The sequence below is a fragment of the Pseudomonas sp. PDM25 genome (assembly GCF_019219045.1).
In the GTDB taxonomy this organism is placed as follows: Bacteria; Pseudomonadota; Gammaproteobacteria; order Pseudomonadales; family Pseudomonadaceae; genus Aquipseudomonas.
The window spans coordinates 470,377-485,981 of record NZ_JAHUWL010000001.1; the positions used below are offsets into that span (position 1 = coordinate 470,377).

Here is a 15,605-nt window from a genome sequence, read left to right on the forward strand (position 1 = left end):
GTTCACTTCTCGCTTTTTTTGTTTTTTTTGGGGCATTTATTGCGTTCTCGGACCTTGGCCGAACGCCTCGTCAACCTTGGCCAAATCCTGCTCATTTAACGTCCCGGCGTAGTAATGCAGCTTGGTCCAGGCCATCAAGTAGTCGTAGCGTGCCTGTGCCAGATCGCGGCGGGTGGTAAATAGTTGTTGTTCTGCATTCAATGCATCGAGGTTGACGCGCTCACCGCCCAAAATGCTTTGCTTGGTCGAAACCACCAGCGCTTCGGCAGACGTCAGGGCTTTCTGATAAGCGCGCAACTTGTTCACGCCCGACAGGCAGGCGCTGAACTGGCGACGCAGTTCAATCAACGTTTGCCGGGTTTTGCCGTCCAGTTCGTACTCGGCCTGCTCCATGGTGCGGCTGGCCTGGCGAGTCGAGGCCGAGACCCCGCCGCCGGCGTACAACGGCACGCTGACTTCAATCCCGATGGTGTTGGTGTCGTAACGCTGGTTGTAGGTGTTGCCGCTTTCCGACTCGTTCTGGCGCACCGAGGCGTAGGCGCTGACTTTGGGCAGGTGCCCGGCGCGGTTGCGTTCGACTTCATAACGTGCGACTTCCACGGCATGGCGCTGCGAAGCCAGGTTCGGGTTGTTGGCCACGGCCATCTCATACCAGGTGTCGTAATTGGCCGGCTGCAGAGTGAAGGTCTGGAAGCTCTGATCCAGCGGCGCCAAATCCCCGATGTTGATCGCCGGCACGCCAATCAGCGCGCCCAGCTCTCGTAACGATGCGTCCTGCTCATCACGGGCTTCGATTTCCTCGGCCGTGGCCAGTTCATAGCGGGACTCGGCCTCAAGGATGTCGGTCCGCGTGCCCTCGCCCTGCCGGAACATGTGCTCGTTCTGCTGGAACTGTTGCTCAAAAGCCTTTTTCTTGGCTTGTGCGATGTCGATCTGATCCTGAGCGAACAGCGCCTGGGTGTAATGCTCCAGCACCCGAACCAGCAATTCCTGGCTCTTGCCGCGAAAGGCTTCGTCGGCAAACAGCGATTGCGCCACGCCTTTGCGGTACGACGCGTAAGCCTCGTAGTCGAGCAGCGGTTGTTGCAGGGTCAGGGTCGAGCCGTAACTGCTGTAGTTGCGATCATCGGTGCGGTTTTGCCCGCGCTCATTGAGCGCGGTGGCCTTGGAGGAGTTGCGCCCCTTGTTGTAGTTGTAACCGATCCTGGGCAACAGCCCGGCGCGGCCGATGGCGCGGTTTTCAAGGCCGGCATCGCGTTCCTTGATGGCGCCGAGAAACACCGGATCATTGCGCAATGCTTGTTCGTAGATGTCGAACGGTCCCATCGCCAGCACACTGTTGCAGGTCAGCAACGCCAGGGTCGCTGCGAGCATGGAAAGCTTATTCATACAGCGGAACATCCTTATTCCTCAGTCAACGCGGAACCTGCCCGGTCGAGCAGCGGTTTGAACAAATAGTTGAGGAGCGAACGTTCACCGGTGCGCACGAACATTTCCGCCGGCATGCCAGGCTTGATCACCAGACCGTTGAGTTTTTCCATGGCCTGATTACTGACGCTGCTGCGCAGGACGTAATACGGCGCACCGGTTTTCTCGTCGATCATCTGGTCGGCGGAGATCAGGCTGACTTCGCCGGGCACCCGCGGCGTGCGGCTCTGGTTGAACGCGGTGAACAAGATGTCCACCGGCAAGTGCGTGCCGACCTTGTCGACCAGGTTGACCGGCAGGTGCCCTTCCACCTCCAGACTCGTCCCCTGAGGCACGATCTCCAGCAGGGTTTCGCCCTGACGCACCACCGCGCCCACGGTGTGAACCCCGAGGTTGATCGCAATGCCATCGGCGGTGGCGATGATCTCGCTGTGTTGCAGATCGAACCCGGCGGAAGTCAGTTGCTCTTCCAGCGTCATGCTTTTCAATTGCGCATCGGCCAGTTGGGTGCGGACCTCTTTCTGGTATTCCTCGATGTGCTGTTGCAGTTTCAGCCGCGATTCGAGGATGCCCTGTTCGACACGGCCGCTGTCGCCGCTGTTTTCCGCCAATTGTTGCTGAACCTGTGACAGCTGACGCTGGTACTCCATCAACCGATTACGCGGGATGTAACCGTTATCCGCCAGGGGCTGAAGGTTGCTCAGCTGTTGTTGCAGAGAACTGGCCTGGGCAGTCAAGTCCGTGCGGGCGCGGCGCATGCCGGCCAATTGCGCGCTGGCGCCTTCGATGCTCGCGCGCAAGGCAGCCTGTTCGCGGGAAAACGCTTCACGGCGGCTGCTGAACAACTGCCGTTGACCTTCCAGCACCAAGGCCAGGCGCGGGTCAGGATTGTTGCTCAGTTCAGCGGGGAAACTCACCTGTTTGAGGTTGTCCCGTTCACTCTGCCACCGCGCCAGACTGGCCCAGGCCATGCGGTATTGCGCTTGCAGCGATTGCACGTCAGCCGCGACTTGGGTCTGGTCGAGCTGGAACAATGGCTGGCCCTGCATCACCACTTGACCCTCGCGCACCAGTATCTGGCTGACCACGCCACTGCTCATCGATTGCACGGCTTTGCGCTTGCCCGACACCACGACCGTGCCTTGCACGGGAATGCCTTGGTCAAGCGGCGCAAGACTGGCCCAGGTGAAGAAACTGCCGGCGCCGACGATCGCCAGAATCCAGCCCATTCGGACGAAGAAACGCGCGTCGCGCTCAGGGCGTTCTGCGATGTAGTCGTGTTCCATGGTGGCTTCGCTGATGTTGCTCATACGCCCGAATTCCTTGTCGAGGGCTGATACTGCCGGCTCATGCTGAGCCCGCCCGGTGCTGGCGCGGTTTTCTCCCGCGGCGGCTCCTGATTGGCGGCGAGTGCCTTGAGCACGTCCTGGCTTGCACCGAAGGCTTGCAGGCGCCCTTCGTTGAGCACCAGCAGCTTGTCGGCCTGGGCCAGTGCCGAGGAGCGATGGGTCACCAGAATCACGCTGGTGCCTTGGGCTTTCATTTGCGCAATGGCGCTGGCCAATGCGGCTTCGCCCACGGTGTCGAGGTTGGAATTGGGTTCGTCCAGCACCACCAGGCGCGGGTTGCCGTACAACGCCCGCGCCAGTGCCACACGCTGCTTCTGCCCCCCGGACAAACCGCTGCCGTCCTCGCCGAGCACGGTGTCGTAGCCTTGCGGCATGCGCAGAATCAGTTCGTGAACGCCGGCCTGCTGCGCGGCTTCAACGATTTTTTGCGGGTCCGCCTCGCTGAACCGGGCGATGTTTTCGGCGATGCTGCCGCTGAACAGCTCGATGTCTTGCGGCAGATAACCGATGTAGGGACCAAGATCGTCGCGGTTCCAGCGATGAATGTCCGCGCCGTCGAGCCGCACCGTCCCGCCCAGCGTCGGCCAGACGCCGACCAGCACCCGGGCCAATGTCGATTTGCCAGAACCGGAGGCCCCGAGCACGCCGAGCACTTCCCCGGCACCGAGGCTGAAATTGACCAAATGCAGCGTGGCGCCCCGTTGCCCCGGCGGCGCGGCACTGACCTGTTCGAAGCTGATCTGCCCCTTCGGCGCCGGCAGCGCCATGGCTTCGTCACTCGGTGGAAAGGCTTGCAGCAACGAATCAAGACGACGGTAAGCGAGCTTGGCGCCGCTCCACTGCTTCCACACGGCGATCAACTGATCGATGGGGCTCAGGACGCGACCCATCAGAATGGAACCGGCGATCATCATCCCGGCCGTCATATCCCCCTTGATCACCAGCAATGCCCCCAGCCCCAGCACCAACGATTGCAGGCACAGGCGCAGGGTTTTGCTCAGGGAGCTGATGACGGCACCGGTGTCGCTGGCCTGGTTCTGCAAGCCGAGGAAACGTGAATGGACCTGGAACCAGCGTGTACGCAACGCCCCGAGCATACCCATGGCCTGAATGGTTTCGGCGTTTTGCAGGTGACTGGTGGCCAGTTGGCTGGATTTCTGGGAAAACCCTGCGGCTTCGCCCAAGGGCTTTTTGGTCATTGTCTCGTTGAGGCAAGCCAGGCCGATCAACAGCACCGTGCCCACCGTCGCAAACACGCCAAGCCAGACATTGAACAGGTAGATCACGAACAGATAGACCGGAAACCACGGCGCATCGAAGAAGGCAAACAGCGCAGGCCCCGTGACGAATTGGCGAATTTGCGTCAGGTCCCCCAAGGCTTGCCCGGCGTTGCCCTCGCCCCGAAACAGATTGCGCTCGAATGCGGCCTGATAAACCCGCAGGTTGAAGCGGCGCTCCAGTTGGCTGCCGATGCGGATCACGATGAAGCTGCGCACGATCTCAAGCAAACCGATGAAGGCAAAGAACCCGACCACCATCAACGACAGCATCGCCAGGGTGGTTTCATTTTGCGACGACAGCACGCGGTCGTAGACCTGAAGCATGTAAATCGACGGGACCAGCATCAGCACGTTAATTAACGCGGTAAAACTACCGACGCTGACCAGGATGCTCTTGTAGTCGCCCAGCGCTTTGAATAAAGGTGCGGTGGCCGGGCTCTTTGCCATCTTCATGGGTTATTCCTGAGGTGTTATTCCACGCCCTTTTCTGGCGAAGTTTCCATTAACTGTCCGCGCAGGGGCGGATATAGGCCTTGCGATAGCGCTTACAAACTAATAACAACTTTTCGTGGGCGACAGAGCGCTTCCACTAGTTGTGTTGTGCTTATGCCCGCAATGACTAGCGCTCTATTCGAATTGTGTTATTGCACCTGGCGCACAAGTGTTATGACCAGATCGGATTTCAATGTGGCTTTATACGATCCGTCGCGTTGGCGGCTGAGAAATAGAATCTTCGAACCTTCTTTGCCGGTGATCGCCAGGCCATCCGGCTCAGGGAACCAGCCAATCGCAGATTCACCATCCAGCCAGGCGCTGAGACAATCGGCGCCCTCGCCCAGTGTCTGTTTCGGTTGAAAGTCGATGACACAGACGTTGGACGGTTTGTCCTGCAACGCCTGGGACTCTGGCGAGTCATCTTTGGCGATCAGGGTCGCCTGCCATTTGCCGGCCAGTTCCGAGGGGTCTGCTAATTTCAGGCTGCTCGCCATGGCTACATCTCCAAAAATCATCATGAACGTCGCCAATAGCCACGCGGTTGTTCTGCAGGTGAAGCGGTTATGGATCATAAGGCGCGTTACTCCAATCAAGGGGCAGAGAGCAGCGCGTCTGCGCCGCTCTCCTTTTCACCTCACATCACGCAGCGATGTCGGAGTAAGCCGCCTGGCCCACGGTGCTGACCAGGAAATCAGCCACCCCATGCCCGGAGAAGTCCACTGACAACAGGCTATTGCCGCCCGAAGAGGTCAACACCGCATCGCCTGCCGCACCGGTGAACGCGTTCACGAAATGCAGGCCAGCGCCGTTGGTGATGCCGGTCAGGTCGATCTTGTCCAGGCCGCTGACAAAATCGAGGATCTGATCGATAGCACCGGGTTTGGAATCGCTGCTGGCGGCGAACACGAAGGTGTCCGAACCGGCGCCACCCCACAGTTTGTCTGCGCCGCCCGCGCCGAAGAGGATGTCGTTGCCGGCACCGCCCTTCAGTTCGTTGGACACGCTGTTGCCGATCAGCAGGTCGCTGCCCGAACCGCCGATAGCGTTTTCGATGGTGACGCCCTTGGCGATGGACACGTTACCCACCATGCCGCCAACGTCGGAGAACGAGGCCTCATTGAGGTTGATCTTCTGGTTTTGGGTGAAACCGGAGAAGTCCAGGGTGTCCTTGCCGCCCGCATCCCATACCGAAAACACAACCTTGTCCGACGACGAAGTCGCGCTCAGGAAGTCGCGCCCGGCGTTGGAGTTGAAGCCGTAAGTGGTGTCACCGGTACGGGTGGTGGTGTTGGCGCCGTAGAGCTTTTGGATGGCCGCGATATCGTCCATCAGCGGACCGGACGAATAAGCTTCGACACCGCCCTTGCTGAAGTTCTGGCTGGTATTGCTTTCACTCCAGTAGCTCATGACGCTGTAACCGCGGGTGTCTTGCCCGTAGGACGCGTCGTTGTAGGTCGGAGCACCCTCGCCGGCGTTGTAGTCGCCAGGATGGGCAAGGCCCAGGGTGTGACCGATTTCGTGGGTCAGGGTTTGTCGGCCGTAATTGTTCAGGTCCGGCGTTTTGTTTGGCGTGTAGCTGCTGTTGGTCAGGTACCAGGAAGTACCGTCGTAACCCGCGCCCGTACCAGGCAGATAGGCGAAGGCCGCCGCGCCATCCTGGCCGCCGCTGTAGTTGCCGAAGGTCATGTGACCGTCGCCACCCGTGGCCTTGTCGGTGAACGTGACATTGGCCACGTCGGCCCAGGATTGCATGGCCAGCACGGCCTGGCCTTTCTGCTGAGCGCTGAACTGGCTGAACCCGGTAATCCCGTGCTTGTTCATGGTGCTCGACGACGCAGAGGTCAGGAACGTGTAGGTGAGTTCGATTTTGCCGCTGCCGTCCTTGTCCTGGTAGGCAGCACCATCGCGCAGCAACTGGGTCGCTGCCTGGTCGACGGAGAAGGAGGGTTTGCCATTGACCGTGAGGTTACCGCCCCGATCATACTGATGGCTGAAGCTATTGATCTGGTTGAACGCAGAACTGGATGCAGCCAATGCTTGCAGTGGCTGGAACGCCTGTGCGGCGGTATCAATAGCGTTGTCTTTTACTTTCGACATAAACACACTTCCTTGTTTAGCTATGGAACAGTTTTTTGTCAGACAGCAACGATCTCTGGCGAGATCGTCCTATCACTCGCCCAATGAAGGCGAAAGAAAACTGACACAATTTGAAATCAAACGTCTACATTTTTTTTGACGTCAAATTGAGTTGTTCCTGCAAGTACCCGGAAACAATGCCTGTGCTGTCGAAATATTGTTTGTTAGATGGCGATTTGCGCAAATTGTCTGACGATTTGTTATTTAATTATTAAATAGAGGTAAGTTGCTTTTTGTCGATGGGGTCTCACTTTGCTGAACTTATTAATATGGGTGCCATCGCATTGCCATCAATCAATTAAACGTTTGGTGAGTACTGCGTGTAACAAGGTCGCGGAAGGAATTACCGACCAGATAAATCCCGCCGCTCTCCACTGATAGATCAATCCTGAAGCTTTTTGCGTCCAGGCGGCACATCGATGCCTTCTATCGCATACACCACATTGACATCAACGTACCTGCCGTTCTTGGCTCTCGCGCGGAACGCCATGCGCCCGTTAATGCGAAGTGGTTCGCCAGTGTGCCTCTCAATCTCGATGAACCCCTTCTCTGCTTCAAAAACGGGACCAAAAGGTTGAATGATGTAGGATGCGCTTACTACCTCACGGCTGTTCACATCGTATGTGCCGCCAGGTAAGTCATTGTTATCAAGAGTAAAACTAATTGATTTGCCGGCCCCGGACACCTCTCCTTGCTCCCCGTCAACCATTATTCCCCAAACATGGAGTTGGCCTTGCGGTTCTGCCCTACCCACGTGCGTAGCCAGATATTCGATCTCTTCGGCACCCTCTTCGGTGACCGTCCCCTTCATGACATCCGTTTGCGTAGACATAACAAATCCTCGATTAAAAATCAGTCCTCCCTGACGACCATCAGCCGTCAAAGCATTGAACCAATCGCACGAGAGCTTTGTGACTGTCATAAATGACAGTTAGTTATACTTTTTCGTGATATCAGGCAGCTCGGTTTCCATGAACGGAAGCTAGCGCTTCCGTTCTGAACACTTCTAATGCTTCAACTCCCCGTCCGAATCTTGTTCCAAACCCGCGTCCGAACCCGGTCAATGTTCAGCGGCATCGCCTCCAGCGCAAACAATTTCCCCATCATGTCCGGGCTCGGGTAGACCTTGGTGTCATTCTTGATCGCCGGGTCGATCAGGCTGTCGGCCTGTTCGTTACCGTTGGCGTAGTGCACGTAGTTGCTGATGCTGGCCATGACGTCCGGGCGCAGCAGGTAGTTCATGAAGGCATAACCGGCCTTTTCGTCCGGGGCGTCTACCGGCATGGCGACCATGTCGAACCAGATCGCGGCGCCTTCCTTGGGAATCGAATAGCCGATGTCGACGCCGTTCCTGGCTTCTTTCGCGCGGTTTTCAGCTTGCAGAATGTCACCGGAGAAGCCGACGGCCACGCAGATGTCGCCGTTAGCCAGGTCGCTGGTGTACTTGGACGAGTGGAAGTAGCTGACATACGGGCGGACTTTCATCAGCAGCGCTTCAGCCTTTTTGTAGTCTTCCGGGTTTTTGCTGTGATGCGGCAGGCCCAGGTAGTTCAGGGCCGCCGGCAACAGTTCGGGCCCGTTATCGAGGATGGCCACGCCGCACTTCTGCAGCTTTTGCATGTTTTCGGGTTTGAAAATCAGGTCCCAGGAATCCACTGGCGCGTTATCACCCAACACAGCCTTGACCTTGGCGATGTTGTAACCGATGCCGGTGCTGCCCCAGAGGTACGGGAAGCCGTGTTCGTTGCCGGGGTCATTGGTTTGCAAGGCCTTGAGCAGCGCCGGGTTGAGATTTTTCCAGTTCGGCAGTTGGCTCTTGTCGAGCTTCTTCAGCGCCACGCCTTGAATCTGCCGCGCCATGAAGTGGTTGGACGGAAACACCACGTCGTAGCCGGATTTGCCGGTCATCAATTTTCCGTCGAGGGTTTCATTGCTGTCGAAGACATCGTAGCTGAACGCGATGCCGGTTTCTTTCTGGAAGTTTTTGGTGGTGTCCGGGGCGATGTATTCCGACCAGTTGTAGATCTTGACGGTTTCGGCCGCATGGCCGAGGGTCGCGAAAAGCGCAAGGGGAGCCAGAGTCAGTGTCTTTCGGATCATGAGTCGATTCCTGATGGGTTTGTTGTTGTTGGCAGGCAATCAGAGGATCAAAAAATCAAAACGTAGGTCTTGCGCACGGTTTCCTGGATATCCCAGATACCGAGGCTGTTGGCTGGCAACATCAGTGCATCGCCGGCTTCTATGTGCAGGGTTTCACCGTCATCGGGGGTAAATGTGCAGCGCCCCTGGATGAAGTGACAGAACTCCTGGGCGACGATCTGCCGTCGCCAGCGTCCGGGCGTGCATTCCCAGACGCCGGTTTCGACGCCATCGTCGCGTTCAACGCTGGTGGTCGAGGCCACTGCCACGGGCAAGCCCAGTGGTACGGCGACCGGATTCGACGCTTCCAGCTCCAGGGTTGCGGTGTTCTTGAATTGCGTGATGCTCATGGGAGTACCTGTCGATCGATTGAGCCTTTAGATGAAGAACGCACCATTTACTGCATGAAACCTTCCATGAAGCCGGCAATACCGGTGGCCAGTTTGCGACGCCAGGGTGCGGTGGCCGGGTTGGCCAGGGTCTGGTCTTCATGGACGAAGCTGCGGATGATCGCGTTGTAACCAAGCCAGCGGCAGGGCTCCGGCTCCCAGGCCCGGAGCGCGTCGAGCCCTCCCTGAATGACCCACGGTTGACGCACCAGCTCGGTATCGCGCTGCAGAATCAGGTCGGCCAGCGTCCGGCCGCCCAGGTTGCTGGCACCAACGCCCTCCCCGCCATAGCCTCCCGACAAGGCGATGCCGCTGGCCTGATCGCACAGCATGTGCGGCTTGAAACGCCGGGACATTCCCAGATTGCCGCCCCAGGCATGGGTAATCCGCACGCTCTTGAGTTGTGGGAAGAGTTCGCCAAACAGATAGCGCCGCAGCTCTACTTCGCTGGTGGTCAAGTCGAAGTCATGGCGCAACTTGGCAGCAAACTGATAACCGCCCCGAGCGCCGAACACCAACCGGTTGTCAGCCGTGCGCTGACCGTAAGTGACCTGGCGACTGTTTTCGCTGAAGGCCTGGCCGCGACTCAGGCCGATTTCATCCCACGTGGCAGCGGATAACGGCTCGGTGGCCACTATCAAGCTTTGCACCGGTAGCTGATAACGCCCCAACGGTGGCAAGGTGACTGAGTAACCTTCGACCGCCGGCACGATCCAACGGCTACGAACCGAGGCTTTCGCCGTGTGCAGGCCACCCGATTGCCATTGGGTGACCGGGCTGTTCTCGTAAATCCTGACGCCCATTTTCTCCACCGTCCGAGCCAGACCTCGCACCAACTTTGCCGGGTGAAGGGTCGCAACGTGCGGTGCATAGATACCGCCATAAGGTTTGGCGACTCTGATCTGTTGCGCCAACTGCTCGGGGTTTAGCCAGCGGTAATCACTTTCGGTCAATCCCTGGCGATAGAGCGTGTCGAGATAGTGCCGAAGGCTGGCTTCCTGTTCCGGATAGCGGGCAGCGCAATACAGCGCCCCGCCTTTGCGGTAATCGCAGTTGATGCCTTCACGTTCGAGGACCCTTCCGACTTCATCCGGAATGCCGTGCAGTAAATCGAAAGAAGCCCGGCGCTGTTCAGGCGACAAGTCGGCGAGCAAGCGGTCTTCGCCCAGCACATTGCCCATCAGCCAGCCGCCGTTACGCCCCGAGGCGCCAAAACCGGCGGTTTGCGCTTCAACGATGGCAATGCTCAGGTCGGGCGCCTGGCGTTTGAGGTAGTACGCGGTCCAGAGGCCGGTGTATCCGGCGCCAATGATGGCGACGTCGACGTCCAGATCCTTTTCCAGCGCCGGACGCGCCAATAATGGCTCGTCGAGTTGATCCATCCACAAACTGATAGTGCGCCACGCCGACATGCAAGACTCCGCCACTCAAACTTCGATGGCGTCGATCCTAGTGCGTGGACTCAGAGGCTGTCTTGCGCGCGTGCACGCAAAGAAATTTGTTTTACGTAGGCCTTGGGCGACTGGCCGGTGTGCTGACGGAAGCAGCTGTAAAACGCCGACAACGAATTGAACCCGGCGGCAAACGCCAGTTCGTCGATACGCAGTGGCGGCGTGGCGTTATCCAGTGCCGTGAGCAAATGCTGCAGGCGCGCCTGGTTGACGTATCGGTAGAAGCTCTGGCCAAGCACCTGATTCAGCAGATAGGAAATCTGATTGCGGCTGTACCCGCACTCCTTCGCCACCCGTTGCAGGTCGAGTTCGGGATCGAGATAAGGTTGTTGGCGCTGAAAATATTGCTGCAAGTCTTCAGCCATGAAACTCAGTTGGCGTGCAGACAGCCCGAGCCGACTGACCGCCGGGCGTTGGCTGCTGGCGGCTTTGCTGGAGGGCTGTTCATGCACCAGCGAGGCGTATTCGTTGACCCGCCAGATCAGTCCGTCACGTACGGTAATCGCCTCGCTGGCCCTGAATGACACCAGGCCTTCACCGCCGCGCAGGGTTATACGGTACTGAATGAACGCCGTGTTGCCGTCCAGACGAATACGGTCCGAGTGCTCCAGGGCCTCATCGGGATCGCGGGGCATGCTGTTGCGCACATATTCACGTAATTCGGACAGCCCCATCACACGGTTCTGGAAAAAATCGCTGTACTGGATCTCTGGATGATAGAGCGCCATCACCCCATCCAGGTCCCGGTGTTTCCAGCGCAAGTGATAACGCATCACCGTGTCGCCCGTGGCCAGGGTTTGCAGCGGACCATCATCATCGGCGTGCATAAAGGACTCGGCGAGAAAAAGCCGAGCTTGCCGAAATTCCGTCTCAGCTTCAATGACCAACCATTGGTGGCCAACGGCGGAACACCGACCATTTCCATGACCTGCATCAAAAAAACTGAACCAATCGCTAAACGGCCTGAAAAAACCACATTGTTTTCACATTTGGCTGCTACTTTTAAAGGCAGTCACCGGTTGAGCCATTGAAGGTTCTTCCCTCCTAACATGAGCTAAAGGAAGCGCTCGATGAATAAGGCGGGCTATATATGAATAGAGGGTTCAGCAAAGTCACCTTTCCAAACGCCTGCCAGCTGATGCGCTGGCATTTTCATCCCATGGGTTTCGAGGCGAGCATGGATGCGCCGGGCAGCATGATTGCCCGTCTATTTGACCGTGCCAGTGGCGAGACCATGATCGCCATCGCCGGAATTCCTTGCGCGACAGTAATGAATGCTGCGGATGTAGAACGAATAATCGAAGCGGTGGAAGACGAGCTTGAGGCTTTCATTCCGCCAGCCGCCCTCAGGAGCTATGCCTGAAGGCTGTACCTTCAACAACAAGCCCACGTTAAGTGGGCTTTTTTGTGCGCGACGATTTTTTACGGTTCACGCCGATGTCTTGCCCTGTCGGTGGTCGGCAAAGAACGCCTTGCCCTTGCCGATCCGATCGGACGCTTTAGGCAGGTTGGCCGCCTGGGTGTCTTGCCCATCGACATACCAATAGCAATGACTCACCGCCCGAGTGATGCCGACGTAAGCCAGTCGCAGGATCTCGTCTTTCTGTGCGCTGTCGTACGCTTCGCTGTCGCCTGACTTACCCAGACCTGCCATGCGGTAGACCTGGTTCTTGTACGGTGAACTGGTCAGGTGCTGACAATCACCCAGCAGGAACACGGCGTCGGCCTGAAGTCCCTTGGCGCTGTGATAAGTCAGTTGCTTGAGCCTTCGCGCTTCATACGGCAAGCTAGAATCCACATTAACTACAGACTGAATATGCTCTTCTATCAACAACTTATCGCTGCTTTTTCGATAAAGCATCAAGATTGAATCGCCCTTTTTGTAATGCTCCATCAGGCGTTTGGCCATGCCTTGATCGTCACGATCGAGAACGTTAACCGGCAGTAATGCCTTCGGCTCGCCACTGGCCTTGGCCTTCTTGCCCGCAATCGCCGGCGCCGCACGAACGATATGTTCGGCAGCATCGATGATGTGCTGGTGACTGCGGTAGTTGTCGCTCAGCATGACTTTGGTCGTGCTGGGTGAAGGGAATTCCTTGTTGAATTCCATGAAGTACGTCGGCGAACTGCCCCGCCAGCCGTAGATGGATTGCCAGTCATCGCCGACACAGAGCAACGACGAACGTTGTGCGCCGCGCCCCACGTGCATGGCCGGCCCCCGACTGCGGATTTCCGCCAGGCTCGCGCGAATCCAGGAAACGATCTGCGGCGATACGTCCTGAAACTCGTCGATCATCAGGTGCGACATCGGCCTGAGCAGCTCATCGCTCAGCAGCTTCAGGTTTTCCGGCGAATGTTCACTGAACAAGGCGAACATCCGGTTATAGGTCATCACCGGTGGCTTCTGATCGAGCAGATGATCTTCCAGCGCTCGCCAGTACAGGCTCAAGGCCTCGAAGAAAAACCGGTCGGGGTCGTCCTTGGCAAAACTCATCTGGCCCACGGCATTGGGTACATCCAGGCCAAGATTCTCGATAAATCCGGCGGCAGCGACAAAACAGTCCAGTAACGGTGCAGAGCTGAGCTCGCCCTTGACCTTGTAATCGAAGCCCGGCCCGGCACTGGCATCGCCTCCAAGAGACGCCAATACACGCTTTGATGACTCGTAACTATCAAGCCATATCAATGGTTTACGACAGAAAGCTTGAAACAGGGTGCGTTTTACAGCCCATTCCGCGCGCACGCTCAATTTGGCATTGGGGCGGCTGACCTGCGGGTTTTCCCGGGGATCGAATCCCAGCACCACCCAAGCGTCCAGGCTCGGAATATAGCCATGACAATGAAATGTCGAGCCGTTGATATCGAATGTGTGGCGCTTCGGCTCGATGCCTTTGATTGGCCAGGCACCCGCGCGAAACCACAAATCTTCGATAGCGTCGCAGAGTTCTTCATCACGCTTGGCGGCCAGTTCGGTCACGGCCATGCGTTTCTGCACGTCCGGGTGATCGCGCTCCAGCTCCTTGAGTTGCAGCGCATGACGGGACAATGGCTTGATCAATTCGCGAAAGCGCTCATCACGGGTGTGCAGGCTGTGATAACAAGCGTTGAGTTGTTGGCGCTGGGCGTCGTTGATGCGCAGATCGAAAGGATTGCTGTCGACCTCCTCATCGCCGCTTTGCGCACGGTGACTGAGGTTTTCGAAGGCTTGCAGCCGCTCGAAACCCGGCAGACTGCGAACCATCGGCAGGATTCTTGAATGGAAGGTGCGCACCAGATCGCGCGCCTCTTTGAAACTGAGCGACCGGCCCCAGAGTGCAAACAGCTCGATCAGTTTGTTGATGAAGTCTTTGCGCGATTCACGGGTAAAGGTCACCACCGTCATCGAACTCAACTCGAACCCCAGATAATGGGTCAGCAGCAAAATACGCAACACCAACGTGGTCGACTTACCGGCACCCGCGCCGGCAATCACCGAGGTCGACGGCGTGTCACTGAAGATCATTTTCCACTGCGCGGCGCTGGGCTGGGCGTGCGGTGGCAGCAGTCGAGCGACATCCGTCTTCATGCGCTTCTTCAACTCAGCGCTCAACGGCAGACGCCAATCGTCGAACAGATTCTCGTCAACGTTGGGTGGCCGGTGTTCAGTCGAGCGCGAGTCGCGGATCAACAATACCTGCCGGCCTTCCTCCAACCCTTCAAGTTTGCCTTCCTTATAGCCGTAATCCACCCCGGCACTGTGCCCGCTGCGAAATCCGTCGGCCTGGCCGTGCAGCCAGGATGCCCGGTGTTGTGCGCGCAGACGCGTCAGGCCATGACCAAAGAACCGGGCGGCCAGACGCTTGAGCAGCGGCATCTCGGCCAGGGGACGAAGTTCAGGAGGAAGATCGGGGGTGTGTTGCGGCACGCGGGCTGACTCCAGGGTGTGAGGCTGTTGAGGGCTATGGTGTCTGCATTTGCCGTTCAGTTCTAGTGAAATGCTTACAGGTCATTGGCTTATGCGATGAAGTGAAGGTTGGGTGAGAATCTTTCGAGGTGATTTGATATCAAATTATTCGATTGTATTGAGGCATTTTTTACGCTTTTTATCGATCAATGCCTGATAGATGATGCTCCCCATCAACCACCGGTTCGCGTTTCGTGGCTCAGTAGCTCTGCCCCATGACGAACCTTTTCAGGAGACGATCATGCTTGAACTCAGACCCTTCAAATCCCTGGGCGGCGCCAACCATGGCTGGTTGGATGCTCATCACCACTTTTCGTTCGCCGAGTACCATGACCCAAAACGCATGAACTGGGGCAACCTGCGGGTGTGGAACGACGACGTGATTGCCTCTGGCACCGGGTTCCCGAAACACCCGCACCGGGATATGGAAATCATCACTTACGTCCGTGAAGGCGCAATCACTCACGAAGACAACCTGGGCAACAAGGGTCGTACCGAAGCGGGCGACGTTCAGGTCATGAGCGCCGGCACCGGGATCGCCCACAGTGAATACAACCTGGAAGCCACGGAGACCAGGATCTTCCAGATCTGGATCATCCCGAACGAAACCGGTTTGGCACCGTCCTGGGGCGCGAAGCCCTTTCCAAAAGGCCAGCGTGAGGGTTTCGTGACGCTGGCGAGCGGTAAGGCCGGCGACGATCAAAGCCTGCGGATTCGAGCCGATGCGCGATTGGTGGCCGCGAACCTGAAGGCCGGTGAATCCGCCGAGTATCGCCTGGACAATGGCCGTCGAGCCTATCTGGTACCGGCCACCGGCATCATTGAAGTCAATGGCTTACGTGCACAAGCTCGAGACGGCATTGCGGTTGCCGATGAGCAAGTGTTGCGGGTGACCGCCATCGAAGACAGTGAAATCGTCCTGGTGGACCTGGCTTGATCGGGTAAACGCGGGACAAAAAAAGGGGCGACCGTCATGGCCGCCCCTTTTTACATTC

13 protein-coding genes are annotated in these 15,605 nt (G+C 57.7%); 2 read left to right on the plus strand and 11 right to left on the minus strand.

The annotated features are described in order from the left end of the window. Window positions 1–36: 36 nt before the first annotated feature. The 10 genes from KW848_RS01795 to KW848_RS01840 all read right to left on the minus strand — a co-directional run bounded on the left by KW848_RS01795 (window position 37) and on the right by KW848_RS01840 (window position 11,494). Window positions 37–1,401 (minus strand): TolC family outer membrane protein, encoded by a 1,365-nt coding sequence (locus tag KW848_RS01795; RefSeq protein WP_218535051.1) that lies wholly within the window; start codon window positions 1,399–1,401, stop codon window positions 37–39. Between the two features lie 2 nt (window positions 1,402–1,403). Continuing rightward, window positions 1,404–2,738: an HlyD family type I secretion periplasmic adaptor subunit gene (locus KW848_RS01800; RefSeq protein ID WP_218535052.1), complete on the minus strand. Its 1,335-nt coding sequence runs from the start codon at window positions 2,736–2,738 to the stop codon at window positions 1,404–1,406. Next, window positions 2,735–4,510, minus strand: coding sequence for a type I secretion system permease/ATPase (locus KW848_RS01805; protein ID WP_218535053.1), 1,776 nt, complete (start codon window positions 4,508–4,510; stop codon window positions 2,735–2,737). The genes KW848_RS01800 and KW848_RS01805 overlap by 4 nt, the downstream gene beginning before the upstream one ends. A 188-nt stretch (window positions 4,511–4,698) precedes the next feature. After that, window positions 4,699–5,124 carry an AprI/Inh family metalloprotease inhibitor gene (locus KW848_RS01810; protein ID WP_111449969.1) on the minus strand — a complete coding sequence of 142 codons (426 nt, stop codon included), beginning with the start codon at window positions 5,122–5,124 and terminating at the stop codon, window positions 4,699–4,701. A gap of 67 nt (window positions 5,125–5,191) precedes the next feature. After that, window positions 5,192–6,649: a serralysin family metalloprotease gene (locus KW848_RS01815; protein ID WP_218535056.1), complete on the minus strand. Its 1,458-nt coding sequence runs from the start codon at window positions 6,647–6,649 to the stop codon at window positions 5,192–5,194. A 421-nt stretch (window positions 6,650–7,070) separates the two neighbouring features. Next, on the minus strand, window positions 7,071–7,520 hold the full coding sequence (locus tag KW848_RS01820; RefSeq protein WP_218535058.1) for a hypothetical protein: 450 nt from the start codon (window positions 7,518–7,520) through the stop codon (window positions 7,071–7,073). Between the two features lie 182 nt (window positions 7,521–7,702). After that, window positions 7,703–8,788: a polyamine ABC transporter substrate-binding protein gene (locus tag KW848_RS01825; protein ID WP_192408490.1), complete on the minus strand. Its 1,086-nt coding sequence runs from the start codon at window positions 8,786–8,788 to the stop codon at window positions 7,703–7,705. Window positions 8,789–8,835: 47 nt separating this feature from the next. After that, window positions 8,836–9,177 (minus strand): cupin domain-containing protein, encoded by a 342-nt coding sequence (locus KW848_RS01830; RefSeq protein ID WP_218535060.1) that lies wholly within the window; start codon window positions 9,175–9,177, stop codon window positions 8,836–8,838. A gap of 47 nt (window positions 9,178–9,224) precedes the next feature. Next, window positions 9,225–10,628, minus strand: coding sequence for an FAD-binding oxidoreductase (locus KW848_RS01835; protein ID WP_218535062.1), 1,404 nt, complete (start codon window positions 10,626–10,628; stop codon window positions 9,225–9,227). Window positions 10,629–10,678: 50 nt separating this feature from the next. Continuing rightward, entirely contained in the window at window positions 10,679–11,494 is an 816-nt protein-coding gene (locus tag KW848_RS01840; protein WP_218535064.1) for an AraC family transcriptional regulator, read from the minus strand. A gap of 263 nt (window positions 11,495–11,757) precedes the next feature. Here KW848_RS01840 and KW848_RS01845 point away from each other — a divergent pair, with 263 nt between their 5' ends. Then, on the plus strand, window positions 11,758–12,030 hold the full coding sequence (locus tag KW848_RS01845; RefSeq protein WP_111449976.1) for a DUF1652 domain-containing protein: 273 nt from the start codon (window positions 11,758–11,760) through the stop codon (window positions 12,028–12,030). 66 nt (window positions 12,031–12,096) lie between these two features. On the opposite strand, the gene KW848_RS01850 is transcribed toward KW848_RS01845, so the two are convergent. Next, window positions 12,097–14,571: a UvrD-helicase domain-containing protein gene (locus KW848_RS01850; RefSeq protein WP_218535066.1), complete on the minus strand. Its 2,475-nt coding sequence runs from the start codon at window positions 14,569–14,571 to the stop codon at window positions 12,097–12,099. A 280-nt stretch (window positions 14,572–14,851) separates the two neighbouring features. Between KW848_RS01850 and KW848_RS01855 the strand changes: the two genes are divergently transcribed. Beyond that, window positions 14,852–15,547, plus strand: coding sequence for a pirin family protein (locus KW848_RS01855; protein ID WP_123364433.1), 696 nt, complete (start codon window positions 14,852–14,854; stop codon window positions 15,545–15,547). The last annotated feature ends 58 nt before the right edge of the window (window positions 15,548–15,605 follow it).